Below are 25,504 nucleotides of genomic sequence, written 5' to 3'. Positions count from 1 at the left end.
GCCGGAGTGTCGAGCCGGCCGCCGGTACCGTACGAACTGTGAGCACACCGTTCTGGGGCCCTGACTTCGACGAGCTGGCACGGACGGATCCCGAGATCGCCGGGGTCGTGACCGACGAGCTGGACCGCCTGCGCGGCGGGTTGCAGCTGATCGCCAGCGAGAACCTGACCAGCCCGGCCGTACTGGCCGCGCTCGGGTCGACGCTGTCGAACAAGTATGCCGAGGGGTACCCGGGGCGGCGCTACTACGGCGGTTGCCAGGTGGTCGACCGCGCCGAGGAGATCGGCAACGCCCGCGCCAAGGAGCTGTTCGGCGCCGAACACGCCAACCTCCAGCCGCACTCCGGTGCGTCCGCGAACTTCGCCGTCTACGCCGCGTTCGCCAAGCCCGGCGACACAGTCCTGGCCATGGACCTCAAGCAGGGCGGCCACCTGACCCACGGCTCGAAGGTCAGCTTCTCCGGCAAGTGGTTCAACCCGGTGTCGTACACGGTCCGCGAGGACACCGAGCTGATCGACTACGACCAGGTCCGCGACCTGGCGAAACAGCACCAACCGAAGATCATCATCGCCGGCGCGACCGCGTACCCGAGGCTGATCGACTTCGCCGTCTTCCGGGAGATCGCCGACGAGGTGGGCGCGATCCTCATGGTGGACGCGGCGCACTTCATCGGCCTGGTCGCGGGCAAGGCCATCCCGTCCCCTGTGCCGTACGCGGACGTGGTCGCGGCCACCACGCACAAGGTGCTGCGCGGCCCGCGCGGCGGCATGATCCTCTGCCGCGAGGAGCACGCCAAGGCGATCGACAAGGCCGTGTTCCCGTTCACCCAGGGCGGCCCGCTGATGCACGCGGTGGCCGCCAAGGCGGTGGCGCTCAAGGAGGCGGCGGACGCGAAGTACCAGGCCTACGCCGCGCAGGTCGTCGCGAACGCCGGCGCGCTGGCCAAGAGCCTGGAGTCCGAAGGCATGCGCGCGGTCTCCGGCGGCACGGACACCCACCTCGCGCTGCTGGACCTGCGCCCGCTGGGCGTCACCGGCGACCAGGCGGAGACGCGCTGCGACGCGGCCCGGATCACGCTGAACAAGAACGCCGTGCCGTACGACCCGGCGCCGCCGCTGCGCCCGTCCGGCATCCGCGTCGGCTCGCCCAGCCTGACCACCCAGGGCATGACCGAGGACGACATGGCCGAGGTCGGGCGGTTGGTGGCGCGGGCGGTCACGGCCGAGCACGGCACCGAGGCCGGTGACCGCGAGCTGGCCGCCGTGGCCGACGAGGTGTCCGCGCTGGTCGCCAGGGCGCCCGCGTACCCCCGGGGGTAGCGCATGACCGGCCTGCTCGCCAACGGCCCTGACGTGAACGCGCTCGGCACACCGGGGCTGCCCATCCGGGAGTTCCTGCTGGTCGGGCTGACGGCGGCGGTGGTCACCTTCCTGCTCACCAGCCTGGTGCGGGTGGCCGCCGTCCGGTTCGGCGCCGTCGCCTGGCCGCGCGGGCGCGACGTGCACGTCAAGCCCACCCCGCGCTGGGGCGGGCTGGCCATGTACGGCGGCGTGCTCGGCGGCGTCGCGGTGGCCGCCCAGCTGCCCGCGTTGCGGCTGGCGTTCAGCTACTCCTCCGAGGTGGCCGGCGCGATCGTCGCGGCCTGCCTACTCGTGGCGGTCGGCGCGCTGGACGACAGGTTCGAGCTGGACGCGATCACCAAGCTCGCCGGCCAGGCCACCGCCGCCGGCGTGCTGGTGCTCTACGGCGTGCAGTGGGCGGTGTTCTGGGTGCCCTGGGGCGGCGGGGCCACCAGCTCGGGCTCGTCGCTGGTGCTGCCCCAGGAGCAGGGCGTGGTGCTCACCGTGGTGCTCACCGTCGCGCTGGTCAACGGCATGAACTTCGTGGACGGCCTGGACGGCCTGGCCGCCGGCATCGGCATGATCACCGCGTCCGCGACCTGGCTGTTCGCCCTCGGCCTGCTCTACAAGGCCGGCCGCGACCCGAACGCCTACACCCCCGCCCTGATCGCAGCACTCCTGGCCGGCGCGTGCTTCGGCTTCCTGCCGCACAACTTCAGCCCGGCGCGCATCTTCATGGGCGACTCCGGGTCGATGCTCATCGGCGTGATGCTCGCCGCCGCGGCCACTACCGCCTCCGGCCGCATTTCCTTCGCCACCAGCGACCCCAAGGACGTGGTCGGCCTGCTGGCGCCGCTGATCGTGCTGGCCGCCGTGGTGTTCGTCCCACTTCTGGACCTGCTGATGGCCGTGGTCCGCCGGACCAAGGCCGGCATGAGCCCGTTCTCCCCGGACAAGATGCACCTGCACCACCGCCTGCTGGAGATCGGCCACTCGCAGCGCCGCGCGGTCCTGCTGATCTACCTGTGGTCCGGGGTGCTGGCGTTCGGCGCGGCCGCGCTGGCCATCGCCGACGACGTGGCCGTGGTGCTGTGGGGAGCCGGGTTCGGCCTGCTCCTGGCCGTGCTGGCCACCGTGGTCCCGCGCCTGCGCCCGCGCGTCAACACCGAGCGGGCCAAGTCGGCCAAGTGACCGTCCGGTAGGTAGACCCCCCGATCGTGCGCGCCCGCTGAGAGATCATCAGTTAGCTGGTCACCCGGTCCGGTGGCGGTCTGCCCCCGGTCGTGGCGATGGGATTTCACGCGAGCCGTCCGCTTCCCGTCGGGATCGGAGCCTTCTGCCTGGTCAGGGCGCAAACGGCACCCGAGCGACGCTGTGGTAGCGTCGCCCTTGTTCCCGCCAAGGGTGGGGATCTGTTCGTCAGTGTGGCACAGAGCATGCTCCTCCGGGCGCCGACCTGTTCCACACGGGTAGGGGAGAGACGTGTGAGCGGTTGTGACCAGTCGGCCGAGTTGACCCGCTGACACCGACGGCCAGGGGGCGCGGTGAGCGGCGAGGGTCCCGAGCTCGGTGACCTTCTCGGTATGGGTGCCTCCATCGCCGGGTTGGTCGTCTTCGGGTTCGGTATCGGTTGGCTCGTCGACTTCGCCTCCGGGAAGTTTCCGGTGTTTGCGCTGGTCGGCCTGCTACTGGGCATCATCGCCGCCAGCTTCTACATGTACGGCCAGTTCAAGAAGTTCATGAGATAGACCGACGGTCGGTCTACCGTGGACGAGGACAACGACACGAGGTGACAGCGCAGTGACCCCCGGAGGGCCGGCAGCGCCATATGTGCCCCCCGTCAACCGGCGCACCCTGCGCCGGACCCTGATCTGGGCCGGCGTGGCCGCCGCGCTGGGGATCGCCGTGCTGGTGCCGTTGGGTCAGCCCATGGCCGCGCTGTTCGGCTGCGCGGGGCTCGGGCTCGGCGCGGCCAACGCCCGGTTCGCCCAGGCCTCCGTGGCCCGCTATGCGGACCGGGGCAAGGTCACCAAAGGGCGGTTCGCCATCGCCACGCTCGGTCGCCTCGGTGTGATCACGGTCATCGCACTAGGCTGCGCCGTGTTGCTCCGTCCGGCGGGTCTCGCCGTGTTCGCGGGCATCGCCGTCTTCCAGCTCCTCACGATCGTGAGCGCCATGCTGCCGTTGGTCAAGGAGATCCGACAGTCATGACAGATTTGGTCACCGGTCAACTGGTGCTCGCCGCCGAGGGCGAGATCAAGCCCGGCCACCACCCGACATTCGAGCTCTTCGGGATGTCCTTCAACTCCGACACCCTGATCGCAACCCTGGTCGCCGGCATCATCGTCTGCGGCCTCGGCCTCTACATGGCGCGCCGCGCCACCCACGGCCGGCCGAGCAAGCTGCAAGTGATCTTCGAGATGCTCGCCGAGTGGGTGCGCGGGCAGATCTACGACGGCATGGGCCTGCGCGCGCCCAAGGGCGTGGTCGAGCTGGCCATCACCCTGTTCGCGTTCATCCTGACCTGCAACTGGCTGGCCGCGCTGCCCACCGAGCACTACGTCCCGCCGCCCACCGCGGACGTGAACATGGTCTACCCGATGGCGCTGCTCGTGATCGTGTGGGTGATCGTGGTCGCCATCAACCGGCAGGGGTTCGGCGGATACGTCAAGCACTTCGCCCACCCGTACGCGTTCCTGGCCCCGATCGAGATCATCACCCAGTTCTTCGCGCGGCCGCTCTCGCTGGCCCTGCGGCTGTGGGGGAACATCTTCGCCGGTGCGCTGATGGTGCAGGTGATCGGCCTGATGCCGGCCTACGTGCTGTGGCTGCCGAACGCGGCCTGGAAGTTGTTCGACATGTTCATCGGTGCCCTGCAGGCGCTGATCTTCGCGCTGCTGACGATCATGTACTTCAGCGAGGCGATCGGCGAGGAGCACGAGGCCGCCCACTAGTCCCGCCGTACCCACACGGCGCTCCCCAACTCCACACGTGTCAGAAGAGAAACGAGGAGAGTCATGAGTCTGACCAACCAGCTGCTCGCCCAGGGCTCGGCGGCGGGCGAACTGAAGTTGGCCGGCGCGTTCATCGGCGGCGGCATCGCGCTCGCCGGTGGAGCCATCGGCGCCGCCGTCGGTGACGGCCTCGCCGGTGCCGCAACCATCGAGGGAATCGCCCGCCAGCCGGAGGCCCGCGGCCGGCTGCAGACCACGATGTTCCTGATCATCGGTCTGGTCGAGGGCATGTACTTCATCAACCTGGCCTTCATGGCGTTGTTCGTGTTCGTGCTCGGCGCCCAGTGATCGTTTCCGGCCTAGTGGGGAGACCGTGATGACAACCACCGTGCTGGCGGCGGACAACTTCCTGGTGCCGAACGGCACGATCATCGCCGAGCTGGTTGCCTTCCTGATCATCCTGTTCGTGCTCGGGCGCTTCGTGTGGCCGCCGCTGTCGCGCTCGCTGGAGCAGCGGCAGAACATGGTGCAGAAGCAGGTCGAGGACGCGGAGGGCGCGGCCCGCCGGTTCAAGCAGGCCGAGGAGCGCTACGAAGAAGCGCTGGCCGAGGCCCGCACCGAGGCGGCCAAGATAAGGGATCAGGCCCGCGCGGACGGCGAGCGGATCCGCGACGAGCTGCGCGAGCAGGCCAACGCCGAGGTCGAGCGCATCCGCCAGCGTGGCGAGGAGCAGCTGTCCACCCAGCGCGAGCAGGTGGTGCGGCAGCTCCGTGGCGAGCTGGGCGCGCTGTCCGTGCAGCTGGCCGAGCAGCTGGTCGGGCACGAGCTGTCCGACGACGAGAACAAGCGGACCACCGTGGACGCGTTCCTGCAGCAGCTCGACCAGATGCCTGCCGCCGCCACCGACAAGACGCCGGCCCAGTCTGGAGGGGCCGGCTGATGGCGGTCGTGCTGCAGGCGGCGAGCCGCGAGTCGCTCACCGAGGCGGAGGCCCGGCTGGACGCCAGGGTGGACGCCGCCTCGGCGGCCGAGCTGGCGACGCTGGGCGACGAGCTGTACGCCGTGATGCGGCTGCTGCTCGCCGAGCCCACCCTGCGGCGGCACCTGGCCGACGCCTCGGTGCCGGCCGCGAGCCGGTCCCGGCTGGCCGACCAGGTGCTCGGCGCCCAGCTCGGAAGGCCCGCCCTGGACACCGTGTCGGACCTGGTCTCCGGTCGCTGGTCGCGGCCGGTCGACCTGGTCGAGGCGGTCGAGCTGCTGGCCAGGCGCGCCACCCTGGGGGCGGCGGAGAAGGACGGCACGCTGGAGGACGTGGAGGACGAGCTGTTCCGGTTCGGCCGGATCCTCAACCGCGAGCCCCGGCTGGCCACCCTGCTCGCCGACCCCACCGCGCCCGACGAGTCGCGGGTGCGGCTGCTCGACGAGGTGCTGGGCGACAAGGTCGGCCCGGTCACCAAGGCGCTGCTGGCGCAGACCGTGCGCACCCCGCGCGGGCGCCACCTCGACCTCGCGTCCGAGGAGCTCGCCGAGCTGGCCGCCGCCCGCCGGGACCGCTACGTGGCGCACGTCGGCACCCCGGTGGCGCTCACCCCCGCGCAGGAGCAGCGGCTCACCGAGTCCCTGACCAGGCTCTACGGCAGGCCGATGTCGCTGCAGGTCGAGCTGGACCCGTCGCTGCTCGGCGGCCTGGTGGTCCGGGTCGGCGGCGAGGTGATCGACGGCAGCGTGTCCAACAAGCTGCGCGCCGCCCGCCGTTCCCTGCCGAAATAGCCCCACGACGACGAGACGTATTTGCGAACAGAGAAGGAAACCGTATAGCCATGGCAGAGCTGACGATCTCCTCGGACGAGATCCGGAGCGCGATCGCGAGCTACGTCTCGTCGTTGGAGACCGAGACCTCGCGGGAAGAGGTGGGCACCGTCTCCGACACCGGTGACGGCATCGCCCACGTCGAGGGCCTGCCCTCGGCGATGACCAACGAGCTGCTGGAGTTCGAGGGCGGCGTGCTGGGCGTCGCGCTGAACCTGGACGTGCGCGAGATCGGCGCCGTCATCCTCGGCCCGTACAGCGGCATCGAGGAGGGCCAGCAGGTCAAGCGGACCGGCAGCGTGCTCTCGGTGCCGGTCGGCGACAACTTCCTCGGCCGCGTGATCGACCCGCTGGGCGCGCCCATCGACGGGCTCGGCGAGATCGAGGCCGAGACCCAGCGCGAGCTGGAGCTGCAGGCCGCCTCCGTGGTCCAGCGCCAGAGCGTCAAGCAGGCGCTGCAGACCGGTATCAAGGCCATCGACTCGATGACCCCGATCGGCCGTGGCCAGCGCCAGCTGATCATCGGTGACCGCAAGACCGGCAAGACGGCGGTCTGCGTGGACACGATCATCAACCAGAAGGAGAACTGGGCCAGCGGCGACCCGGAGAAGCAGGTCCGCTGCATCTACGTGGCCGTCGGCCAGAAGGGCTCCACCATCGCCGGCGTCCGCCAGGCGCTGGAGGAGGCCGGCGCGCTGGAGTACACCACGATCGTGGCCGCTCCCGCCTCCGACCCGGCCGGCTTCAAGTGGCTGGCCCCGTACACCGGCTCGGCCATCGGCCAGCACTGGATGTACCAGGGCAAGCACGTGCTGATCGTGTTCGACGACCTGTCCAAGCAGGCCGAGGCGTACCGCGCGATCTCGCTGCTGCTGCGCCGCCCGCCGGGCCGCGAGGCCTACCCGGGCGACGTCTTCTACCTGCACTCCCGGCTGCTGGAGCGCTGCGCGAAGCTCTCCGACGAGCTGGGCGCCGGCTCGATGACCGGGCTGCCGATCATCGAGACCAAGGCAAACGACGTCTCGGCGTACATCCCGACCAACGTCATCTCCATCACCGACGGCCAGTGCTTCCTGGAGTCCGACCTGTTCAACCAGGGCGTCCGGCCGGCCATCAACGTCGGCATCTCGGTCTCCCGGGTCGGTGGCTCCGCGCAGGTCAAGGCGATGCGGCAGGTGTCGGGCTCGCTGCGGCTGGACCTGTCGCAGTACCGCGAGCTGGAGGCGTTCGCCGCGTTCGGCTCCGACCTGGACGCCGCCTCGGCCGCCTCCCTGGAGCGCGGCAGCCGGCTGGTGGAGGTGCTCAAGCAGGCCCAGTACTCGCCGTTCCCGGTGGAGGAGCAGGTCGTCTCGATCTTCCTGGGCACCCAGGGGCACCTGGACTCGGTGCCGGTCGGGGACGTGAGCCGGTTCGAGGGCGAGTTCCTCGACCACGCCCGGCGCAACGCGTCCGGCCTGCTGGCGGAGATCCGCGACACCGGCCAGCTCTCCGACGAGTCCAAGCGGCGGCTGGTCGACCTGGTGGGCGAGTTCAAGAAGCAGTTCACCGCGACCGACGGGTCCTCGGTGGTGCCGAAGGAGGCCGCCGCCGAGGCCATGGACGAGTCGGAGACCACGCGCGAGTCGGTGAAGGTCAACAAGCCGGCACCGGCCGCGAGCTGAGCGGGTAGGCGCAGATGGCGGCACAGATTCGGGTACTGCGGCGGCGGATCCGCTCCACGCAGTCGATCAAGAAGATCACCAGGGCGATGGAGCTGATCGCCACCTCGCGGATCATGAAGGCGCGCGCCCGGGTGGAGGCCTCCAAGCCCTACGCGGAGGAGATGACCCGGGTCATCACCGAGCTGGCCAACAACTCGGCGCTGGACCACCCGCTGCTGGTCGCCCGGCCGAACCCGCGCCGCGCGGCGGTGCTGGTGGTCACCAGCGACCGGGGGCAGTGCGGCGGCTACAACGCCAACGTGCTCAAGGCCGCCCGCGAGCTGGAGGAGATGCTGCGCGAGCAGGGCAAGGACGTGGTCCGGTACGTGATCGGCCGCAAGGGCGTGAGCTACTACCGGTTCCGCAAGCGCGAGGTGGAGGCGTCCTGGACCGGCTTCTCCGAGCAGCCCGGCTACCTGGACGCGAAGGAGGCCGCCGACACCCTGGTGGCCGCCTTCATGGCCGGGACCGACGACGAGCCGGACGGCGGCCCAGGCCCGGACGGCGTGCTCGGCGTGGACGAGCTGCACCTGGTGTACACCGAGTTCAAGAACATGGTGACCCAGGTACCGCAGGCGCACCGGATGGCTCCGATCGAGGTCGAGTACGTGGAGGCGGACCAGTCCGCCACCGCCACTCCGGCCGGGCCGCGCGCCATGTACGCCTTCGAGCCGGACGCGGACACCCTGTTCGCGGCCCTGCTGCCCAAGTACGTCAGCGCCCGGCTGTTCGCGGCGCTGCTGGACTCGGCGGCCTCGGAGTCGGCGGCGCGCCAGCGCGCCATGAAGGCCGCGACGGACAATGCCAACGACCTCATCAAGAGCCTGACCCTGGAGGCCAACCAGGCCCGCCAGGCCCAGATCACCCAGGAGATCAGCGAGATCGTCGGCGGTGCCGACGCGCTCGTCGCCGTAGGAAGTGAGAACTAACGATGACAGTCACCGCTGAGACCACTCACTCCGAGGGCAACACCGCGACCGAGGCCGGCCGGGTGGTCAGGGTCACCGGACCGGTCGTCGACGTGGAGTTCCCGCGTGACGCCGTGCCCGAGCTGTACAACTCGCTGTCCACCGAGGTCACCCTCGGCGGGCAGACCAAGACGCTGACCCTGGAGGTCGCCCAGCACCTCGGCGACAACCTGGTGCGGGCCATCTCCATGCAACCCACCGACGGCCTGGTCCGGGGCGCCCCGGTGGCCAACTCCGGCGGTCCGATCTCGGTGCCGGTCGGCGACCAGGTCAAGGGGCACGTGTTCAACGCCCTCGGCGACTGCCTGGACAAGCCCGACCTGAAGATCACCGGCGAGCGCTGGGGCATCCACCGCAAGGCGCCGTCCTTCGACCAGCTCGAGGGCAAGACCGAGATGCTGGAGACCGGCATCAAGGTCATCGACCTGCTCACCCCGTACGTGCAGGGTGGGAAGATCGGCCTGTTCGGCGGCGCCGGCGTGGGCAAGACGGTGCTCATCCAGGAGATGATCACCCGTGTGGCCAAGAACTTCGGTGGCACCTCGGTGTTCGCCGGGGTGGGCGAGCGGACCCGCGAGGGCAACGACCTGTTCACCGAGATGACGGAGTCCGGCGTCATCAAGGACACCGCGCTGGTGTTCGGCCAGATGGACGAGCCGCCCGGCACCCGTATGCGGGTCGGGCTGTCCGCGCTGACCATGGCGGAGTACTTCCGGGACGAGCAGAACCAGGACGTGCTGCTGTTCATCGACAACATCTTCCGGTTCACCCAGGCCGGCTCGGAGGTCTCCACCCTGCTGGGCCGGATGCCCTCCGCCGTGGGCTACCAGCCGACGCTGGCCGACGAGATGGGCGAGCTGCAGGAGCGGATCACCTCCACCCGGGGTCGTTCGATCACGTCCATGCAGGCCATCTACGTGCCCGCCGACGACTACACCGACCCGGCGCCGGCCACCACGTTCGCCCACCTGGACGCCACCACGGAGCTGTCCCGGCCGATCTCCCAGAAGGGCATCTACCCGGCCGTGGACCCGCTCAGCTCGACCTCGCGGATCCTGGACCCGCAGTACATCGGCGACGAGCACTTCCGGGTGGCCAACGAGGTCAAGCGGATCCTGCAGCGCTACAACGACCTGCAGGACATCATCGCCATCCTCGGTATCGACGAGCTGTCCGAGGAGGACAAGCAGCTGGTCGGCCGGGCGCGGCGGATCGAGCGGTTCCTCTCGCAGAACCTGATCGTGGCCGAGCAGTTCACCGGTCAGGCGGGCTCCACGGTGCCGCTGAAGGAGACCATCGAGGCCTTCGACAAGATCGCCAAGGGCGAGTTCGACGACGTGCCCGAGCAGGCGTTCTTCCTCTGCGGCGGCCTCGACGACCTGGACCGCAACCGCAAGAAGCTGGCCGGCTGATGAGCCAGATGAACGTTGAGCTGGTCGCCGTGGAGCGGCGGCTGTGGTCCGGGGACGCGACGTTCGTGTTCGCGCGGACCACCGAGGGCGAGATCGGCATCCTGCCCGGTCACGAGCCGACGCTGGCCGAGCTGGAGCATGCCGGCGTGGTGCGGATCGACACGCCGGACGGCACGTCGGTCACCGCGGCGGTGCACGGCGGCTTCCTGTCCGTCACGCCGGAGGGGGTGACGGTGCTCGCGGAGGTCGCCGAGCTCTCCGAGGAGATCGACGTGGAGCGGGCACGAACGGCGGCCGGCCGGGCGGACTCGGATACGGACGAGGGCGCCGCGGCCAGGGCTCGCGCCGAGACGCGGCTGCGGGCCGCCGGTTCGGCCGTGTAGCGGCGGCGACCCGGGACACGAGGCGGCGGGGCGACGATGGGGAACTCTGAGCTCGTCGGGATCGTCCTGCTCCTCGTGTTCGCCGTGGTCGCCTGGCTGGTGGTGCGGCGGCTGCGGCTGATCCGCTCCGGGGGCGTGGACGTGTGGCTGCGCCGGGTGCGGGCGTCCGCGCCGGAGTCCACCCGCTGGTGGAACCTGGGCGTCGGGCGCTACAAGCACGACGACTTCGTCTGGTTCCGGGTGATCAGCCTGGGCCGGCGGGCGAACGTGGTGCTCAGCCGGCTTGACCTGGAGATCATCGACCGGCGCCGTCCCGGCCCCGCCGAGGAGCACGTGGTGCCCGGCGACTCCACGGTGCTGCGCTGTCGGGACCGCCGCCGCACCGTCGAGCTGGCCATGACCCCCGATGTGCTGACCGGCTTCCTGTCCTGGCTGGAGGCCGCCCCGCCCGGCCACCTTGGTGGTTACCGCCGGGCTTCTTAGTCCGTACCCCCGCCCGGGCGCCAGAGCACGTCACCGTCGGGGTTGGCCACTCGGCAGAAGATGAACAGCAGGTCGGAGAGGCGGTTCAGGTACTTCGCGGTGAGCGGGTTGGTTCGTTCCTCGTCGGCCTCCAGGAGGGACCAGACGGCTCGCTCCGCCCGTCGGGCCACCGTGCGTGCGACGTGCAGGTAGGCGGCGGCCGGGGTGCCGCCGGGGAGGATGAAGGAGTCGAGCTTGCCCAGGCGCTGGTTGAACTCGTCGCAGGCGGTTTCCAGGCGGGTGACGTAGTCCTCGGTGATGCGCAGCGGGGGGTGCTCGGGGTTCGGGGTGATGGGCGTGCACAGGTCCGCGCCGACGTCGAACAGGTCGTTCTGGACGCGGCGGAGCGCGGTGGCGACGTCGTCGGCGGGGTTTCCGGCGGCCAGGACGACGCCGATGGCGGCGTTGCACTCGTCCACGTCGGCGTAGGCGGCGAGGCGCACGTCGGTCTTGGCGACTCGCGAGAAGTCCCCCAGCGCGGTGGTGCCGGCGTCGCCGGTGCGGGTGTAGATCCTGGTCAGGTGCACGGCCATGACCAGGAGCCTATTAGCTGTCGAACTCCCCGCGCTTGACCGCGGCGACGAACCCGGCCCACGAGGTGTCCGAGAACACGAACGCCGGCCCGTCGGGGTCCGTGGAGTCGCGCACGGCCCGGCGGTCACCGAGCCCGGCGGCTTCGAGACAGTCGCCGCCGCCGGCGCCGCCGCCGCCATCGCTGTGGCTCGACTTGAACCAGCGGAGCCCGGTCAGGTCTTCCATAGTTCGTTCCTGACTCTCTGTATCCGTTCCAGGGAGCGTGCTGGCGAGTCCGCCTCACCCAGCAGGTGGTCGTAGATGACCTCCAGCCGGTGCAGGTCCCGCTCCTCCGTGAGGACTGTCCCGTGTGAAGTTGACTCTTCGTAGCCTACTGTTCGGCCGTCAACGGTGGCCAGGACGAACGCCCCGCCGATGCCGGGTAGCGCGCCCGCCGGGACCACCTGGACATGAGCTAGCCCGTCGGACACGACCTGCACGAGATGCTCCAGCTGGGCGTCCATGACACTCGCCTCGCCAACCGGGTAGCGCAGGGCGTACTCGTCGATCACAAAGCGCACCGCCGGGGGTTGTTCCTTGGTGAGGATTTGCTGCCGGGATCGTCAATCCACCCGCCGCTCCGTGGCTTTGTCGCAGAGGCCTGCGAATTCCTCACTCGGCTTGCGTCGCCCGGTCTCCACCGACGCGACCGGCGCGGCGCTGAAGTTGATCCGCTGCGCGAGTTTGTCCTGGCTGAGCCCGGCCCGGTCGCGGTAGTGCTTGAGCATGGCTCCCACACGACCGGTGGGGCGTCTGGACGGTTGGACGGCGGCATCGCTTAACTCCTTTATGTCTCCGCCGCGCCGTTTGTACAAGCTCGGTACAAAGACCGTCATGAACAGACAGCGACGGAATTCTTTCTGTGCACGCAGAAGGATAACGATGACACAGGGCCAGAGAAGCGGTTCGAAAATAACCCGTGAGTGGTTAGCGTTGCTATAGCCACGCTAACCACTCACGGGTTCACTCAGGCGTTCGTGCCGCCGTCGATCAGCAGGGAGGCGCCGTTGATCATGCGGCCCTCGGGGCCGGCCAGGTGGGAGACGGTGGCCGCGATGTCCTCCGTCGTGCCGTAGTGGCCGAGCGCGGACCACTCGCGCTGGATGTCGGCCGCCTCGCCGCCGTCCGCCGGGTTCATGTCCGAGTCGGTGGGGCCGGGGTGCAGCACGTTGGCGGTGATGCCCCTGGGGCCGAGCTCGCGGGCCAGCGCCTTGGTCAGGCCGTCCAGCGCGGACTTGGTCATGGCGTAGAGCGCGAGGCCGGGCACCGGGACGTGCAGCGCCTGGCAGCTGCCCATGTTGATGATCCGGCCGCCCTGGCCGAGGTGTCGCGCGGCGGCCTGGGATGCCACGAACGAGGCCGTCACGTGCACCGCGATGACCCGGTCCCGCTCCTCGGCGCTGACCTCCTCGATCGGCCCGTACGGGTAGACGCCGGCATTGTTGACCAGGACGTCCAGCCGGCCCAGCTCGGCGGCGGTCCGGTCGACCGCGCCGGCGACCGCCTCCTGGTCGGCGCTGTCCGCCTGGATCGCCAGCGCCCGCCGGCCGGTCCGCTCGATCCGCTCCACCACCTCGTCCGCCTTGTCCTTGGCCGCCCGGTAGGTGATCGCCACGTCGGCGCCGTCCTCGGCCAGGCGGGCGGCGATGGCCGCCCCGATGCCCCGGCTCCCCCCGGTGACCAGCGCGACCTTCCCGTTCAGCTTCGACATGCGGTGCCCTCCTCAATTTCTGTAGTGATGACTCCAAAAGTCTGGACGCGGGCGCCGGGCGGCGTCAAGGGGTATTTTTAGGAGTCGTTACAGAAAGGGGTCGCATGGCGGAGCGGGGACGGCCGAGGGCGTTCGACCGCCGGGTGGCGCTGCGGCGGGCCATGGAGGTGTTCTGGGAGCACGGCTACGAGGGCGCGTCGATCCATCAGCTGACGGCCGCGATGGGCATCAACGCGCCGAGCCTGTACGCCGCGTTCAACTGCAAGGAGGTGCTGTTCCGGGAGGCCGTCGCGCTCTACGACGAGCTGGAGGGCGCCCCGCTGCGGGAGCCGCTGGCCGAGGAGCCGACCGCGCGGGAGGCGGTGGCCGGGCTGCTGCGGGCCGGCGCGATCGCCTACACCGCGCCCGGCAAGCCGAACGGCTGCATGATCGTGCTCGCGGCCACCACGTACACCCCGAAGACCGAGGGCATCCGCGACTACCTGGCCGAACAGCGCCGGGCCAGCACCGCCGCGCTGCGCGAGCGGCTGGAGCGGGCGGTGGCCGAGGGCGACCTGTCGCCGGACGTCGACGCCGGCGCGGTGGCCGCCTACTACAGCACCGTGCTGCACGGCATGTCGGTGCAGGCCAGGGACGGGGCCGGCCGGGCCGAGCTGCTGGCGGTGGCCGATGCCGCGATGGCCGCCTGGGAGCACCTGACCGCCGCGCGACACATCGTCGGCTAGAAGCGGCCCGCCCGCCTGGGGCCACTGCGCAAGCGATAGCGTGCTGGCTCGTGGCGGAGCATTTCCGGGTGGGTGGTGGCGCGCGGCTGGCCGGTGAGGTCCAGGTCGTCGGTGCGAAGAACAGCGTGCTCAAGCTGATGGCGGCGGCGCTGCTGGCCGAGGGCACCACGACGTTGACGAACTGCCCCGAGATCCTGGACGTCCCGCTGATGGCCGACGTGCTGCGCAGCCTGGGCTGCACGGTGTGCGTCGAGGGCAGCACCGTGACCATCACCGCGCCCAGCCAGCCCTGCGAGCGGGCGGACTACCGCTCGGTGTCGCGGCTGCGGGCGTCGGTGTGCGTGCTCGGGCCGCTGGTGGCGCGCTGCCGGCGGGCGGTGGTGCCGCTGCCCGGCGGGGACGCGATCGGCTCGCGGCCGCTGGACATGCACGCCAACGGGCTGCGCAAGCTGGGCGCCCGCACCGAGATCAACCATGGGCGGGTGGTCGCGGACGCCGAGGACCTGCGGGGCGCGCAGATCTGGCTGGACTTCCCGAGCGTGGGCGCCACCGAGAACATCCTGATGGCCGCCGTCCTCGCCGAGGGCACCACCGTGATCGACAACGCCGCGCGCGAGCCGGAGATCGTCGACCTGTGCACGATGCTCCAGCAGATGGGCGCCAAGATCGAGGGCAGCGGCAGCTCAACGCTCACCGTGCACGGCGTGTCCAGCCTGCAGCCCACCGAGCACCGCGTCATCGGCGACCGGATCGTCGGCGCGACCTGGGCGTTCGCCGCCGCGATGACCCAGGGGGAAGTGACCGTGCGCGGGGTGAACCCGCACCACATCGACCTCGTGCTGGACAAGCTGCGCGCGGCCGGGGCGGACACTCGTACTGACACCGACTCGTTCACGGTGGCCATGGACGGTCGCCCGGCCGCCGTGGACTTCGTGACGTTGCCCTACCCCGGGTTCGCCACCGACCTGCAGCCGATGGCGATCGCGCTGTCCGCCGTGGCCGACGGCACGTCGATGATCACGGAGAACGTGTTCGAGGCCAGGTTCCGGTTCGTCGACGAGATGGTCCGTCTGGGCGCTGACGCTCGTACGGACGGCCACCATGCCGTGGTCCGTGGCGTCTCCCGCCTGTCCAGCGCCCCTGTCTGGGCCTCGGACATCCGCGCCGGCGCCGGCCTCGTGCTCGCCGGCCTGTGCGCCGAGGGCACCAGCGAGGTCTGGGACGTCGAGCACATCGACCGCGGCTACCCCCGGTTCGTGGAGAACCTGCGCGCCATGGGCGCCGAAGTCTCCCGCGTCACCACCGACCCCGTCCGCTAGCCCCCACCGCCCGCAAGAGCCGGCGGCACACCCACTTCGTGCTCCGCACACCTGCTGCAGTGCGTGTGCGGGGCACGAAGTGGTTGTGCGGGCGGGGAGGGGACGCGCGTGGGTGCGGGCGGTTGGGTTGGGAGCGGGCGGTCATGCGGCGGTGCTTGGGATTGTGAGCAGGAGTACGAACTAAACCTAGCTACCGGGCAGTAGGATCGGCTCATTGCCGAGCGGAGGTGGCGCGGTGCCGTACCCGAGCGACAGTGAGCACGACCGGCCGTGGGTGATGCGGACGTATGCCGGTCACTCCTCCGCCGCTGCGTCCAACGAGCTGTATCGGCGCAACCTCGCCAAGGGGCAGACGGGGCTGTCGGTGGCCTTCGACCTGCCCACCCAGACCGGCTACGACCCGGACCACGAGCTGGCCAAGGGCGAGGTGGGCAAGGTCGGCGTGCCGATCAGCCACATCGGCGACATGCGCCAACTGTTCGACGGCATCCCGCTGGCCGGCGCGAACACCTCGATGACGATCAACGCCCCGGCCATGTGGCTGCTTGCGCTGTACGTCGCCGTCGCCGAAGAGCAAGGCGCCGACCGCGAACAACTCGCCGGCACCACCCAGAACGACATCGTCAAGGAGTACCTGTCCCGGGGCACCTACGCGTTCCCGCCGGAGCCGAGCCTGCGCCTGGCCACCGACCTGGTGACCTGGACCGTCACCAACGTCCCGCGCTGGAACCCGATCAACATCTGCCCGTACCACCTGCAGGAGGCCGGCGCGACCCCGGTGCAGGAGATCGCGTACTCGCTGGCCACCGCGATCGCGGTGCTGGACGCGGTGCGCGACTCCGGCCAGGTGCGCCCGGAGGACTTCGGCAAGGTCGTGGCGCGCATCTCGTTCTTCGTCAACGCCGGGCTGCGGTTCGTCGAGGAGATGTGCAAGATGCGCGCGTTCGTCGCGCTCTGGGACGAGATCACCCGCGACCGCTACGGCGTGACCGACGCCAAGCAGCGCCGGTTCCGCTACGGCGTGCAGGTCAACTCCCTGGGCCTGACCGAGGCGCAGCCGGAGAACAACGTCCAGCGGATCGTCCTGGAGATGCTCGCCGTCACGCTCTCCCGCGACGCCCGCGCCCGGTCGCTGCAACTGCCGGCCTGGAACGAGGCGCTCGGCCTGCCCCGCCCGTGGGACCAGCAGTGGGCGCTGCGGATGCAGCAGGTGCTCGCGTTCGAGACCGACCTGCTGGAGTACGACGACCTGTTCGCCGGCAGCCACGTCATCGAGGCCAAGGTCGACGAGCTGGTCCAAGGCGCCCGCGCGGAGATCGACAGGGTGCTGGAGATGGGCGGCGCTGTCGCCGCCGTGGAGACCGGCTACATGAAGGGCCAGCTGGTGTCCTCGCTGGCCGACCGGCGCCGGCGCATCGAGTCCGGCGAGGACGTGGTGGTCGGCGTCAACAAGTTCGACACCACCGAGCCCAGCCCGCTGCAGGCCGAGGGCGCCAAGGCCATCGAGACCGTCGACCCCGCCGTGGAGGGCGCCGCCGTCGAGGCGATCCAACGCTGGCGCGCCGAGCGCGACAACGCCGCCGTGGAACGCACCCTCACCGAGCTGCGCGACGCCGCCAAGACCGACGCCAACCTGATGGAGGCCACGCTCGCCTGCGCCCGCGCCGGAGTGACCACCGGAGAGTGGGCCGGCGCGCTGCGCGAGGTGTTCGGCGAGTACCGGGCGCCCACCGGCGTCTCGGTGGCCACCGCGAGCGGCGAGGCCGCCGAGGAGCTGGCCCGGGTCCGGGAGCGGGTGAAGGCCACCGGCGAGGCGCTGGGCACCCGGCTGCGCATGCTGGTCGGCAAGCCGGGCCTGGACGGGCACTCCAACGGCGCCGAGCAGGTGGCCGTCCGCGCCCGCGACGCCGGCTTCGAGGTGATCTACCAGGGCATCCGGCTCACCCCCGCGCAGATCGTGGCCGCCGCCGTCCAGGAGGGCGTGCACGTGGTCGGGCTGTCAGTGCTGTCCGGCTCGCACCTGGAGGTGGTGCCTGCGGTGATCGACGGGCTGCGCGCGGCCGGCGCCGACGACGTGCCGGTGATCGTGGGCGGCATCATCCCCAGCGAGGACGAGCCGGCGCTGCGCGAACGCGGCGTCGCGGCCGTCTTCACGCCCAAGAACTACGAGCTGACCGACATCATGGACCGCATCGTGGACCTGATAAGGCAACGCAACGGCCTGGCGGACTAGTCGGACCCGCCGCCCCGCCGACGGAAGTAGGCGAAGCCCGGGATGCCGTTGATCGCCCGGCGCAGGTCCTTGGTGACGGCCAGCAGCTCGTGGATGTCCGGGCCGACCCGGTCCAGGGTGGCCAGGATCGGCATGATGTCCGTCTCCATGTGCTCGGCCAGCCCGGGCAGCTGGTCCACCAGCCGGATCGCGGCCTGCACCTCCTGGGTGGACAGCTCGTTGACGAACGCGCTGGCCAGCGGGGCGGCGCGCTCCGCCAACGGTTGGTAGGTGGCGAGCAGTTCGGAGGCACCCTTGCTGGCCTGTTCGGCCTGGGCGACTACCGCGCCGGCGCCGTCGGCCACCTGACTGGCCCAGTCGATCACCCCGGCGGCGCCCTGCGCGACCGCGCCCGCCGTGCGCACCGTCTCCTCGGCCGACACGGCGACCCCGTCCACCCTGCCGACCAGCGCGTCCGCCCGGTCGGTGAGCTCGTCGATCCGCCGCAGCAGCGCCTCCAGGCTGGCCAGCAGCTCCTCGATCCGCCCGGGCAGCTCGACCACCAGGCGCGTCGTCCGCACACCCCACTCGGCGGCCGACCACACCGCGCCCACCACCTCGTTCGGGCTGGGCAGGGCCACGCCGGCGATCTGTACGGCCATGCCAGACATCATCGCGTATCCCGGAAGCGACGGACGCCGGCGCCCGTCCCGTCACCCACTCGCCGCCGACGAAACCCGACTGACCAGGCCGGATGCCCGTTCGCCGATGAGTGACGCGATGTGCCTCACTCCGAGGGCGGCCAGGGCGCCTTTCGGGTTAGGCCAAACGGGCGGCGTGACCCGCCCCTGACCTGGTGAACCTTCCGTTTCCGCAGGGTGCTGGTCACAACGGGCGGTCATCGCCGGCCACTCTTTGCGCCCGAACCGGTGATCCCCTACGTTCTCCCCAACGATCACTCTTTCTTGAGGCGAAACTGAGGGCGGTGTGTCAGTAATGGCTGCTGCATGGACACGACGGGACTTCCTGCGACGCGGCGGTGCGTTCGGCGCGCTGGCCGGTGCGGTGGCGGTGGGCGGTCCGGCACTGCTCGCCGGATGCACCAGCACCAGCGGCGACACCCTGTCGAAGGCGAAGAGCGCCGGCACGATCAAGGTGGGCATCGCGAACGAGGCCCCGTACGGGTTCACCGGGCCGGACGGCAAGACCGTCACCGGCGAGTCGGTCGAGGTCGGCCGGGCCGTGCTCAAGGCGCTCGGCATCGCCAACATGGAGGCCACCACCGTCGAGTTCGGCGGCCTGATCCCGGCGTTGAACACCGGCCAGTTCGACATGGTCACCGCCGGCATGTTCATCAACAAGCAGCGCTGCGACGCCGCCGCGTTCTCCGACCCGGACTACACCGCGCCGACCGCGTTCCTGGTGCCCAAGGGCAACCCGAAGGGCGTGACTACCTTCGACGACGTCAAGTCCAAGGGCATCAAGCTCGCGGTGCTCAGCGGCGCGGTGGAGCAGGGCTACGCGCAGAAGAGCGGGGTGCCCGACGGCCAGGTGCAGGCGTTCGACACCCAGAACACGCTGCTGCAGGCGGTCACCGCCGGCCGGGCGGACGCGGCCGCGCTGACCAACATCTCGCTCAACGACGTGGTGAAGAAGAACCCGGGCGCGAACGTCGAGGTCACCAAGGGGTTCTTCCCGGTGATCAACGGCCAGGAGACGCTCTCGGCGGGGGCGTTCGTGTTCCGCAAGGGCGACAACGGCATCCTCGGCGCGTTCAACGCCGAGCTGAAGAAGCTGCACGACAGCGGCCAGTGGCTCAAGATCGTCGAGCCGTTCGGGTTCACCCAGGACAACCTGCCGAAGCCGGACATCACCACCCAGCGCCTCTGCGCCGCCTGAGGCGACACCATGGGCGACCTGTCCAGGATCGTCCCGATCCTGTTCCAGGGCCTGCCGACGACGGTGACCGCCGCCGTCGGTGGCATCGTGCTGACGATCGTGCTCGCCTTCCCGGCCGGGCTTGCCCTGCTGTCCGAGCACCGCTGGCTGCGCACCATCAGCCGGGTCTACGTGGAGGTCTTCCGGGGCACCTCGGAGGTCGTCCAGCTGTTCTGGATCTACTTCGTGCTCCCGCTGCTGGTCGGTATCCAGCTGATCCCGCTGGTCGCGGGCATCATCGTGCTCGGGCTCAACCACGGTGCCTACGGCGCGGAGATCGTGCGCGGCGCCGTGCAGTCGGTGCCCCGCGCGCAGGTGGAGGGCGCGATCGCGCTGAACATGTCGCCCGCGCAGCGGATGCGCCGGGTGATCCTGCCGCAGGCCATCGCGGAGATGCTGCCGCCGTTCAACAACCTGTTCATCCAGCTGCTCAAGTCCACCGCGATCCTGTCGCTGATCCCGAACCTGGAGGACGTCACGCGGCAGGGCCGTGACGTGCTGGTGCCGAACTTCGGCAGCGATATCGTGCTGATCTTCACGGTGATGCTGCTGATCTACCTGGTGCTGGCGCTGGTGATCACGGCGGTGATGCGGCTGGCCGAGCGGGCGGCGGCGCGCAGGCTCGGGCGTCGGGTCAGCTCGGTGGCCCGGATGAAGGCGGCCGACCTGGGCGGCATCCCGGCGGGGGGCGGTCACTGATGCCGGTCTGGGACTGGGACTACGCCTTCCGGGTGCTGCCGGAGCTGTTGCGGGCGCTGCTGGTGACCTTGGAGATCACCGTGCTCGGCTCGGTGGTCGCGCTGCTGCTCGGGCTGGTCATCGCGGTGATCAGGCGGCTGCACGTGCCGGTGATCGACCAGGTGCTGTGGGCGTTCGTGGAGTTCGTCAGGTCCACCCCGCTGCTGGTGCAGGTGTTCTTCCTGTACTTCGCGCTGCCCCGGTTCGGCGTCACGCTGTCCGCGCTGGTGGTAGGCGTGATCGGGCTGGGCGTGCACTACGCGACGTACACCTCGGAGGTCTACCGCGCCGGCATCGAGGCGGTGCCGCGCGGGCAGTGGGAGGCCGCGGTCGCGCTGAACCTCACCCGCACCCGCACCTGGACCGGGGTGATCCTGCCGCAGGCGATCCCACGGGTGCTGCCGGCGCTGGGAAACTACGTGATCTCGATGTTCAAAGAGGTCCCGCTGCTGTTGGCCATTAGTGTGGTAGAGGTGGTAAGCAAAGCGAAGGAGATCGGCTCGACGACGTTTCGTTTCACCGAGCCGTACACCATTGCCGGCCTGCTGTTCCTCGTGCTTAGCTACCCGGCCTCGATACTGGTGAGACGTCTGGAGCGCCGCCGTGGCACCGTCTGAACCGATGATCGTCTTTGACGACGTCCAGAAGCGTTTCGGGCACAACGTGGTGCTCAGCGACCTGAGCTTCGCCGTGGAGCCCGGCGAGCACGTCTGCCTGATCGGCCCGAGCGGCTCGGGCAAGACCACCATCCTGCGGCTGCTGATGACCCTGGAGAAGGTGGACGGCGGCACCATCACGGTGGGCGGGCAGGGCCTGTCGCACATGGAGCGGGACGGCAAGCTGGTGCCCGCCGACGAGCGGCACTGCCGCGAGGTGCGCAAGCGCATCGGCATGGTGTTCCAGCAGTTCAACCTGTTCCCGAACATGACCGTGCGGGGCAACCTGACCGAGGCGCCGACCCGGGTGCTCGGGCTGCCCGCCGACGAGGCGAACGAGCGGGCCGCCGAGCTGCTGGAGCTGGTCGGGCTGTCCGACAAGATCGACGCGCACCCGACGCAGCTGTCCGGCGGGCAGCAGCAGCGGGTGGCGATCGCCCGCGCGCTGGCCATGCGCCCGGACGTGCTGCTGCTCGACGAGGTGACCTCGGCGCTGGACCCGGAGCTGGTCGCCGGCGTGCTCAGCCTGCTCAAGGACCTCGGCGATCGCACCGACATCACGTTCCTGTGCGTGACCCACGAGATGGGCTTCGCGCGCGACTTCTCGCACCGGGTGCTCATGTTCGACTCCGGCCAGGTGATCGAGGACGCACCGCCGGACCAGCTGTTCACCGAGCCGACCCACCAGCGGACCCGGGACTTCCTGCACGCGGTGATCGACAGGGCCTGAGCCGGTCAGCCGGTCTGGCAGGCGTCGGCGGTGGTGAGGTCGCGCGGCGGGAGGTTGGCGGCGGACACCCCGAACGGCGCCGCGATGCGCAGCCACGCGCCGGAGTTCTGCAGCGTGGTCAGGCCGGTGCTGAACGCGTTGCACAGGTCGGCGTCGGCCGGCCGGAACGCGAAGCCCGCCGCCGGCAGGGTCCGCCCGCCGCCGATGCCGGGGGTGACCTCGAGCGGCGACGCCGGGTGCCGGCCCACCAGCCGGCGCAGCGAGATGTCGGTCAGCGTGGCGACCGGCACGGCGCCGTCGAACACCGCCTGGTAGAGGTCGGACGGCGAGTCGTACGCCTTGATCCGGTCGTCCCGGACGCCGGCCGCCCGCGCTGCCCCCCGCTCGACGGCGCCGTCGAGCACGGCGATGGGGACGCCGGCGCGCGCCACGTCGCCGAAGTCCCGAAGCCCGAGCGGGTTGCCGCGCCGCACCAGGAACGCGGTCGGGGCGACGAAGTCGGGCCGGGAGAACAGCACCCGCCGGCAGCGGTCCCGGGTGATCTGCATGCCGGAGGCGATGACATCGAAGGAGCCGCCGAGCAGGCCGTCGATGAGCTTGCCGAACGGCCGCTGCACCGACTCCAGGGTCTGCACCCCGAACCCGGTCATCACCGCCTTGGCGACCTCGGGGGACTCCCCGGTGAGCCGGCCGGACGTGTCGAGGTAGCTGTACGGCTCCTCGCCCGAGATCCCCACCCGCAGCGCGCCGCTCTCCCGGATCCGTTCGAACGTCGGCCGGTTGTCGCGCGCACAGGCCGCGAGCAGCGCGCCGGTGCCGGCAAGCGCGAGCATGTGACGGCGCGAAAGCACGTGGACACTCTAGGTTCTCGGCGGGCCGGTGGCGTGTGCTACCGCTTCGAAGGCCTCGTCGAGGCGGGCGAGGTGGTCGCGGGCCAGGTCGGCGGGGGGAGCGCCGGCGAGCAGGCGTCGGGTGCTGGTGGTGAACACGGACTGCCAGGCGGCGACGGTGAGCGCGGCGGTCAGGTGGGCGCGGTGGTCGCCTCCGGTCAGGTCGGTGAGCACGGTGGTCAGCTCGTCGCGGAACTCCCTGGCCCTGGCCAGCAGCGCCGGTGAGTCCTGGACGGTCCGCAGGAACGGCCGGTCGCCGTCGCGCGGGCCGCCGAGCGGATGGTCGCGGTCGACGAGGTCGCGCAGCATTCGGTGGATGGCGGAGACCGGCGGCTCGCCCTCCTGCCGTCCGCGCACCGCGGCGGTGACCAGCTCGACCATCTCCGGGAACCGGTCGAACATCAGGTCTTCCTTGCGCGGGAAGTAGTTGAAGACGGTCATCTTGGAGACGTCCGCGGCCTCGGCCACCTCCGCGACGCTGACCCTGTCGAAGCCCCTGGCCAGGAACAGGCCGGTGGCGACGTCGGAGATCCGCCGTCGCGTCTGTGCCTTCTTGCGCTCGCGTAGGGCCATGAGAAATTGTATCGAGCTAAAACTTGTACTGGGTAAAGTCTTGGGCATGGACTACGACGTGATCGTCGTCGGCGCCGGGCCGGTGGGGTTGATGCTGGCCTGCGAGCTGCGGCTGGGCGGCGCCCGGGTGCTGGTGCTGGAGCGGCTGACCGAGATCGACCGGACGATCAAGGCCGGCGCGATCACCGGGCCGTGCGTGGAGGCGCTCTACCGCCGGGGGTTCCTGCCGGCGATGGAGCGCGCGCGGCGGGTCGCGCTGGAGAGGGCCTTCGGTAGCGCGGAGCGGCCGCGCGCCATGCCGAAGGTCGCCGGGCACTTCGGGGCCATCTGGATGCACGGCGAGCGGATCGACGACTCCGACCCGGACTTCGACGGGCGCGGGCCGGTGGGCGGGATCTTCCCGATCAGCCAGCAGCAGGTGGAGGAGATGCTGGTCGAACGGGCGCTCGAGCTGGGTGTGGAGCTGCGCCGGGGCGTCTTGATAGAACGTTCCACTGTCAGGGTCGGGGTGGACGAGGTCGGCGTGATGGCCGGCGACCGGTGGGTGAGCGCCGGCTGGCTGGTCGGGTGCGACGGCGGGCGCAGCGCGGTGCGCAAGCTCGCCGGGTTCGAATTCCCCGGCACCGACCCGGAGATCACCGCGCACCAGGCCATCGTGGAGCTGACCGGCGCGGACGGGTTGGAGCGCGGCTGGAACGTCACTGAGCGCGGGGTTTACGTGTACGGCCCGCAGCCCGGCCGGATCCTGACCGTCGAGTTCGACGGCACGCCCGAGGAGCGGTCCGGGCCGGTGACCGCCGAGGAGCTGCAGGCCAGCCTGCGCGCGGTGTCCGGGGTGGACGTCACGATCACGGGTGTTGAGTCGGCTACCCGGTTCACCGACAACGCCCGTCAGGTGCCCGAGTATCGGAACGGGCGGGTGCTGCTGGCCGGCGACGCCGCGCACGTGCACTCGCCGTTCGGCGGCCAGGGCCTCTCGCTCGGGATCGGGGACGCGCTGAACCTGGGCTGGAAGCTGACGGCCGCGGTGCGCGGTTGGGCGCCGGACGGGCTGCTGGACAGCTACACCGCCGAGCGGCATCCGATCGGCGCGTGGGTGTTGGACTGGACGCGCGCGCAGGTGGCCGTGATGCGCCCGGAGCCGAAGGCGCGAGCGCTGCGCGCGGTGGTCACCGACCTGGCCCACACCGTGACCGGGACCACGTACTTCGCGAAGAAGATCTCCGGGTGGTGGCAGGGGTACGACCTGGGCGGCGGGCACGAGCTGGTCGGGCGGAGCGCGCCGGACCTGGCTTTCGCGGGCGGTGGCCGGCTGGGGGAGCGGTTGGCCGACGGGCGGGCGCTGCTGGTCGACCTGGGCGAGCACGGCAAGCTGCGCGAGCTGGGCGGGCGGTGGGGCGACCGGGTGCGGGTGCTCGCGGCCGGTTCCGAGGACCGCCCGGGGCTGTCCGCGCTGCTGGTCCGCCCGGACGGGTACGTGGCCTGGGCGGCCGACGGCGAGCCCGACCTCGACACCGCCTCGGCCGCTCTGAGTCGGTGGTTCGGTTAGGTCAGTTCGGCCAGACCGGCGCGCGCTTCTCCAGGAAGGCGGCCATGCCCTCCTTGGCGCTGGGCGTCTGTGACATCGCGGCCATGACCTCCAGGGCGATCGCGTAGGCGTCCGCCTCCGGCCGGTCGAGCTGGGCGTAGAGGGTCTGCTTGCCGATGCCCTTGGCCAGCCGGCTGCCCCGGGTGGCCCTGACCAACAGGTGCTCCACGGCGGCGTCGAGCTGGTCGTCCGGCACCACCTTGTTGACCAGGCCCCACTCGGCCGCCGTGGCCGCGTCGATCACGTCCCCGGTCAGCGCCATCTCCATCAGCCGCTTGCGCCCGATGTTGCGCGCGACCGGGACCGCCGGGGTGTGGCAGAACCAGCCGCCCTTGCCGCCGGGCAGCGCGAACCCGGCCGACTCGCCGGCCACGGCCAGGTCGCAGGACGCCACCAGCTGGCAGCCGGCGGCGGTGGCCAGCGCGTGCACCCTGGCGACGACCACCTGCGGCACCGACTCGATCAGCTTCATCAGCGCCGTGCACTGGCGGAGCAGGTCGCGGACGCCGGCGAAGTCGCGGGCGGCCACGTCGGCGAAGTCGTGCCCGGCGGAGAACACCGGGCCCTCGCCGGCGAGCACGATGCCCGTCGCCTTGGTGCGACCGGCCTCCTCGAAGGCGTCGATCAGCTCGGCCAGATGGTCGGACGAGAGCGAGTTGCGCCGCCTCGGCCGGTTCATCGTGATCCGGACCGTCTCCCCGTCGTGCTTGACCAGCAGGTGTTCGTAGTCGGCCATGGACCCACGGTAGACCCCGGGCTGGAC

The 25,504-nt window shown here is 70.7% G+C and carries 30 protein-coding genes; 21 read left to right on the top strand and 9 right to left on the bottom strand.

The genetic code is table 11. The features are described 5' to 3' along the window. The first annotated feature begins 38 nt into the window (after positions 1-38). From N912_RS0138745 to N912_RS0138685, 13 genes are all read left to right on the top strand, one after another. The gene (locus N912_RS0138745; protein WP_028926655.1) at positions 39-1,319 is read left to right on the top strand and encodes a serine hydroxymethyltransferase; all 1,281 of its coding nucleotides are present in this window, start codon (positions 39-41) and stop codon (positions 1,317-1,319) included. 3 nt (positions 1,320-1,322) lie between these two features. Then, complete coding sequence (locus N912_RS0138740; RefSeq protein WP_051581404.1) at positions 1,323-2,531, top strand: glycosyltransferase family 4 protein; 1,209 nt, start codon at positions 1,323-1,325, stop codon at positions 2,529-2,531. A 353-nt stretch (positions 2,532-2,884) separates the two neighbouring features. Further along, positions 2,885-3,088, top strand: coding sequence for an AtpZ/AtpI family protein (locus N912_RS0138735; RefSeq protein WP_028926653.1), 204 nt, complete (start codon positions 2,885-2,887; stop codon positions 3,086-3,088). Between the two features lie 82 nt (positions 3,089-3,170). After that, positions 3,171-3,551: a hypothetical protein gene (locus N912_RS57355; RefSeq protein WP_051581403.1), complete on the top strand. Its 381-nt coding sequence runs from the start codon at positions 3,171-3,173 to the stop codon at positions 3,549-3,551. Continuing rightward, positions 3,548-4,294 carry a F0F1 ATP synthase subunit A gene (gene atpB, locus N912_RS0138725; protein WP_037068823.1) on the top strand — a complete coding sequence of 249 codons (747 nt, stop codon included), beginning with the start codon at positions 3,548-3,550 and terminating at the stop codon, positions 4,292-4,294. The genes N912_RS57355 and atpB overlap by 4 nt, the downstream gene beginning before the upstream one ends. A gap of 63 nt (positions 4,295-4,357) precedes the next feature. Beyond that, positions 4,358-4,642: an ATP synthase F0 subunit C gene (atpE, locus tag N912_RS0138720; protein ID WP_051581402.1), complete on the top strand. Its 285-nt coding sequence runs from the start codon at positions 4,358-4,360 to the stop codon at positions 4,640-4,642. 28 nt (positions 4,643-4,670) lie between these two features. Continuing rightward, on the top strand, positions 4,671-5,234 hold the full coding sequence (locus tag N912_RS0138715; protein ID WP_028926650.1) for a F0F1 ATP synthase subunit B: 564 nt from the start codon (positions 4,671-4,673) through the stop codon (positions 5,232-5,234). Next, the gene (locus tag N912_RS0138710) at positions 5,234-6,064 is read left to right on the top strand and encodes a F0F1 ATP synthase subunit delta (protein ID WP_028926649.1); all 831 of its coding nucleotides are present in this window, start codon (positions 5,234-5,236) and stop codon (positions 6,062-6,064) included. Before N912_RS0138715 ends, N912_RS0138710 begins: the two co-directional genes overlap by 1 nt. Positions 6,065-6,114: 50 nt before the next feature. Continuing rightward, the gene (gene atpA, locus N912_RS0138705) at positions 6,115-7,764 is read left to right on the top strand and encodes a F0F1 ATP synthase subunit alpha (RefSeq protein ID WP_028926648.1); all 1,650 of its coding nucleotides are present in this window, start codon (positions 6,115-6,117) and stop codon (positions 7,762-7,764) included. A 14-nt stretch (positions 7,765-7,778) separates the two neighbouring features. After that, positions 7,779-8,732, top strand: a complete 954-nt coding sequence (locus tag N912_RS0138700; protein ID WP_028926647.1) for a F0F1 ATP synthase subunit gamma — start codon at positions 7,779-7,781, stop codon at positions 8,730-8,732. 2 nt (positions 8,733-8,734) lie between these two features. Beyond that, complete coding sequence (gene atpD / locus N912_RS0138695; RefSeq protein ID WP_028926646.1) at positions 8,735-10,183, top strand: F0F1 ATP synthase subunit beta; 1,449 nt, start codon at positions 8,735-8,737, stop codon at positions 10,181-10,183. Next, positions 10,183-10,566, top strand: a complete 384-nt coding sequence (locus tag N912_RS0138690) for a F0F1 ATP synthase subunit epsilon (protein ID WP_028926645.1) — start codon at positions 10,183-10,185, stop codon at positions 10,564-10,566. The genes atpD and N912_RS0138690 overlap by 1 nt, the downstream gene beginning before the upstream one ends. Positions 10,567-10,602: 36 nt before the next feature. Continuing rightward, a complete protein-coding gene (locus N912_RS0138685; RefSeq protein ID WP_028926644.1) occupies positions 10,603-11,049 on the top strand; it encodes a DUF2550 domain-containing protein in 447 nt (148 codons plus the stop codon). Here the strand turns inward: N912_RS0138685 and N912_RS0138680 are convergent. The 5 genes from N912_RS0138680 to N912_RS0138660 all read right to left on the bottom strand — a co-directional run bounded on the left by N912_RS0138680 (position 11,046) and on the right by N912_RS0138660 (position 13,372). Beyond that, on the bottom strand, positions 11,046-11,621 hold the full coding sequence (locus tag N912_RS0138680; protein ID WP_028926643.1) for a cob(I)yrinic acid a,c-diamide adenosyltransferase: 576 nt from the start codon (positions 11,619-11,621) through the stop codon (positions 11,046-11,048). The two genes, N912_RS0138685 and N912_RS0138680, sit on opposite strands and share 4 nt — an antisense overlap. 13 nt (positions 11,622-11,634) lie before the next feature. Further along, entirely contained in the window at positions 11,635-11,847 is a 213-nt protein-coding gene (locus N912_RS0138675) for a DUF397 domain-containing protein (protein WP_028926642.1), read from the bottom strand. Next, a complete protein-coding gene (locus tag N912_RS0138670; protein ID WP_281176346.1) occupies positions 11,835-12,209 on the bottom strand; it encodes a DUF5753 domain-containing protein in 375 nt (124 codons plus the stop codon). Before N912_RS0138670 ends, N912_RS0138675 begins: the two co-directional genes overlap by 13 nt. Positions 12,210-12,224: 15 nt before the next feature. Continuing rightward, entirely contained in the window at positions 12,225-12,389 is a 165-nt protein-coding gene (locus N912_RS64740) for a helix-turn-helix domain-containing protein (RefSeq protein ID WP_169748037.1), read from the bottom strand. A gap of 239 nt (positions 12,390-12,628) precedes the next feature. After that, complete coding sequence (locus tag N912_RS0138660; RefSeq protein WP_028926640.1) at positions 12,629-13,372, bottom strand: SDR family NAD(P)-dependent oxidoreductase; 744 nt, start codon at positions 13,370-13,372, stop codon at positions 12,629-12,631. A 104-nt stretch (positions 13,373-13,476) separates the two neighbouring features. Between N912_RS0138660 and N912_RS0138655 the strand changes: the two genes are divergently transcribed. From N912_RS0138655 to N912_RS0138645, 3 genes are all read left to right on the top strand, one after another. After that, entirely contained in the window at positions 13,477-14,097 is a 621-nt protein-coding gene (locus N912_RS0138655; RefSeq protein ID WP_028926639.1) for a TetR/AcrR family transcriptional regulator, read from the top strand. Positions 14,098-14,147: 50 nt separating this feature from the next. Beyond that, positions 14,148-15,416 carry a UDP-N-acetylglucosamine 1-carboxyvinyltransferase gene (murA, locus tag N912_RS0138650; RefSeq protein ID WP_028926638.1) on the top strand — a complete coding sequence of 423 codons (1,269 nt, stop codon included), beginning with the start codon at positions 14,148-14,150 and terminating at the stop codon, positions 15,414-15,416. Between the two features lie 235 nt (positions 15,417-15,651). Next, entirely contained in the window at positions 15,652-17,649 is a 1,998-nt protein-coding gene (locus N912_RS0138645; protein WP_028926637.1) for a protein meaA, read from the top strand. On the opposite strand, the gene N912_RS0138640 is transcribed toward N912_RS0138645, so the two are convergent. Further along, the gene (locus N912_RS0138640; protein ID WP_028926636.1) at positions 17,646-18,290 is read right to left on the bottom strand and encodes a hypothetical protein; all 645 of its coding nucleotides are present in this window, start codon (positions 18,288-18,290) and stop codon (positions 17,646-17,648) included. The genes N912_RS0138645 and N912_RS0138640 overlap by 4 nt on opposite strands. A 334-nt stretch (positions 18,291-18,624) precedes the next feature. On the opposite strand from N912_RS0138640, the gene ehuB reads away from it, so the two are divergent. From ehuB to ehuA, 4 genes are read left to right on the top strand one after another with little or no spacing between them, the layout of a single operon-like run. Next, positions 18,625-19,527, top strand: coding sequence for an ectoine/hydroxyectoine ABC transporter substrate-binding protein EhuB (ehuB, locus tag N912_RS0138635; protein ID WP_211261551.1), 903 nt, complete (start codon positions 18,625-18,627; stop codon positions 19,525-19,527). A gap of 9 nt (positions 19,528-19,536) precedes the next feature. Continuing rightward, the gene (gene ehuC, locus N912_RS0138630) at positions 19,537-20,265 is read left to right on the top strand and encodes an ectoine/hydroxyectoine ABC transporter permease subunit EhuC (RefSeq protein ID WP_028926634.1); all 729 of its coding nucleotides are present in this window, start codon (positions 19,537-19,539) and stop codon (positions 20,263-20,265) included. Beyond that, a complete protein-coding gene (gene ehuD / locus N912_RS0138625; RefSeq protein ID WP_028926633.1) occupies positions 20,265-20,921 on the top strand; it encodes an ectoine/hydroxyectoine ABC transporter permease subunit EhuD in 657 nt (218 codons plus the stop codon). The genes ehuC and ehuD overlap by 1 nt, the downstream gene beginning before the upstream one ends. A 4-nt stretch (positions 20,922-20,925) precedes the next feature. Continuing rightward, a complete protein-coding gene (ehuA, locus tag N912_RS0138620; protein ID WP_028926632.1) occupies positions 20,926-21,690 on the top strand; it encodes an ectoine/hydroxyectoine ABC transporter ATP-binding protein EhuA in 765 nt (254 codons plus the stop codon). 5 nt (positions 21,691-21,695) lie between these two features. Here ehuA and N912_RS0138615 read toward each other — a convergent pair whose 3' ends face one another. Further along, entirely contained in the window at positions 21,696-22,541 is an 846-nt protein-coding gene (locus N912_RS0138615) for a transporter substrate-binding domain-containing protein (RefSeq protein WP_028926631.1), read from the bottom strand. 9 nt (positions 22,542-22,550) lie between these two features. After that, positions 22,551-23,153: a TetR/AcrR family transcriptional regulator gene (locus N912_RS0138610; protein WP_037068818.1), complete on the bottom strand. Its 603-nt coding sequence runs from the start codon at positions 23,151-23,153 to the stop codon at positions 22,551-22,553. Positions 23,154-23,199: 46 nt separating this feature from the next. Here N912_RS0138610 and N912_RS0138605 point away from each other — a divergent pair, with 46 nt between their 5' ends. Then, entirely contained in the window at positions 23,200-24,702 is a 1,503-nt protein-coding gene (locus N912_RS0138605) for an FAD-dependent monooxygenase (RefSeq protein WP_028926629.1), read from the top strand. A gap of 1 nt (position 24,703) precedes the next feature. Here the strand turns inward: N912_RS0138605 and N912_RS0138600 are convergent, their stop codons facing one another. Further along, positions 24,704-25,477 carry an enoyl-CoA hydratase-related protein gene (locus N912_RS0138600; protein WP_028926628.1) on the bottom strand — a complete coding sequence of 258 codons (774 nt, stop codon included), beginning with the start codon at positions 25,475-25,477 and terminating at the stop codon, positions 24,704-24,706. Positions 25,478-25,504 lie beyond the last annotated feature (27 nt).

Origin of the sequence: Actinospineispora acaciae DSM 45401, from assembly GCF_000620785.1 — a bacterium.
In the GTDB taxonomy this organism is placed as follows: Bacteria; Actinomycetota; Actinomycetes; order Mycobacteriales; family Pseudonocardiaceae; genus Pseudonocardia; species Pseudonocardia acaciae.
The sequence above is the reverse complement of the archived record's forward strand: the minus strand, read 5'-3'. Positions and strand labels throughout refer to the sequence as shown.

Excerpts from the sequence above, each read along its gene's own strand:
- N912_RS0138740 (WP_051581404.1), top strand. The coding sequence starts at position 1,323 with ATGACCGGCCTGCTCGCCAACGGCCCTGACGTGAACGCGCTCGGCACA.
- atpB (WP_037068823.1), top strand. The coding sequence starts at position 3,548 with ATGACAGATTTGGTCACCGGTCAACTGGTGCTCGCCGCCGAGGGCGAG.
- atpE (WP_051581402.1), top strand. The coding sequence starts at position 4,358 with ATGAGTCTGACCAACCAGCTGCTCGCCCAGGGCTCGGCGGCGGGCGAA.
- N912_RS0138715 (WP_028926650.1), top strand. The coding sequence starts at position 4,671 with ATGACAACCACCGTGCTGGCGGCGGACAACTTCCTGGTGCCGAACGGC.
- N912_RS0138710 (WP_028926649.1), top strand. The coding sequence starts at position 5,234 with ATGGCGGTCGTGCTGCAGGCGGCGAGCCGCGAGTCGCTCACCGAGGCG.
- atpA (WP_028926648.1), top strand. The coding sequence starts at position 6,115 with ATGGCAGAGCTGACGATCTCCTCGGACGAGATCCGGAGCGCGATCGCG.
- N912_RS0138700 (WP_028926647.1), top strand. The coding sequence starts at position 7,779 with ATGGCGGCACAGATTCGGGTACTGCGGCGGCGGATCCGCTCCACGCAG.
- atpD (WP_028926646.1), top strand. The coding sequence starts at position 8,735 with ATGACAGTCACCGCTGAGACCACTCACTCCGAGGGCAACACCGCGACC.
- N912_RS0138690 (WP_028926645.1), top strand. The coding sequence starts at position 10,183 with ATGAGCCAGATGAACGTTGAGCTGGTCGCCGTGGAGCGGCGGCTGTGG.
- N912_RS0138685 (WP_028926644.1), top strand. The coding sequence starts at position 10,603 with ATGGGGAACTCTGAGCTCGTCGGGATCGTCCTGCTCCTCGTGTTCGCC.
- N912_RS0138680 (WP_028926643.1), bottom strand. The coding sequence starts at position 11,621 with ATGGCCGTGCACCTGACCAGGATCTACACCCGCACCGGCGACGCCGGC.
- N912_RS0138675 (WP_028926642.1), bottom strand. The coding sequence starts at position 11,847 with ATGGAAGACCTGACCGGGCTCCGCTGGTTCAAGTCGAGCCACAGCGAT.
- N912_RS64740 (WP_169748037.1), bottom strand. The coding sequence starts at position 12,389 with ATGCTCAAGCACTACCGCGACCGGGCCGGGCTCAGCCAGGACAAACTC.
- N912_RS0138660 (WP_028926640.1), bottom strand. The coding sequence starts at position 13,372 with ATGTCGAAGCTGAACGGGAAGGTCGCGCTGGTCACCGGGGGGAGCCGG.
- N912_RS0138655 (WP_028926639.1), top strand. The coding sequence starts at position 13,477 with ATGGCGGAGCGGGGACGGCCGAGGGCGTTCGACCGCCGGGTGGCGCTG.
- N912_RS0138640 (WP_028926636.1), bottom strand. The coding sequence starts at position 18,290 with ATGGCCGTACAGATCGCCGGCGTGGCCCTGCCCAGCCCGAACGAGGTG.
- ehuB (WP_211261551.1), top strand. The coding sequence starts at position 18,625 with ATGGCTGCTGCATGGACACGACGGGACTTCCTGCGACGCGGCGGTGCG.
- ehuC (WP_028926634.1), top strand. The coding sequence starts at position 19,537 with ATGGGCGACCTGTCCAGGATCGTCCCGATCCTGTTCCAGGGCCTGCCG.
- ehuD (WP_028926633.1), top strand. The coding sequence starts at position 20,265 with ATGCCGGTCTGGGACTGGGACTACGCCTTCCGGGTGCTGCCGGAGCTG.
- ehuA (WP_028926632.1), top strand. The coding sequence starts at position 20,926 with ATGATCGTCTTTGACGACGTCCAGAAGCGTTTCGGGCACAACGTGGTG.
- N912_RS0138610 (WP_037068818.1), bottom strand. The coding sequence starts at position 23,153 with ATGGCCCTACGCGAGCGCAAGAAGGCACAGACGCGACGGCGGATCTCC.
- N912_RS0138605 (WP_028926629.1), top strand. The coding sequence starts at position 23,200 with ATGGACTACGACGTGATCGTCGTCGGCGCCGGGCCGGTGGGGTTGATG.
- N912_RS0138600 (WP_028926628.1), bottom strand. The coding sequence starts at position 25,477 with ATGGCCGACTACGAACACCTGCTGGTCAAGCACGACGGGGAGACGGTC.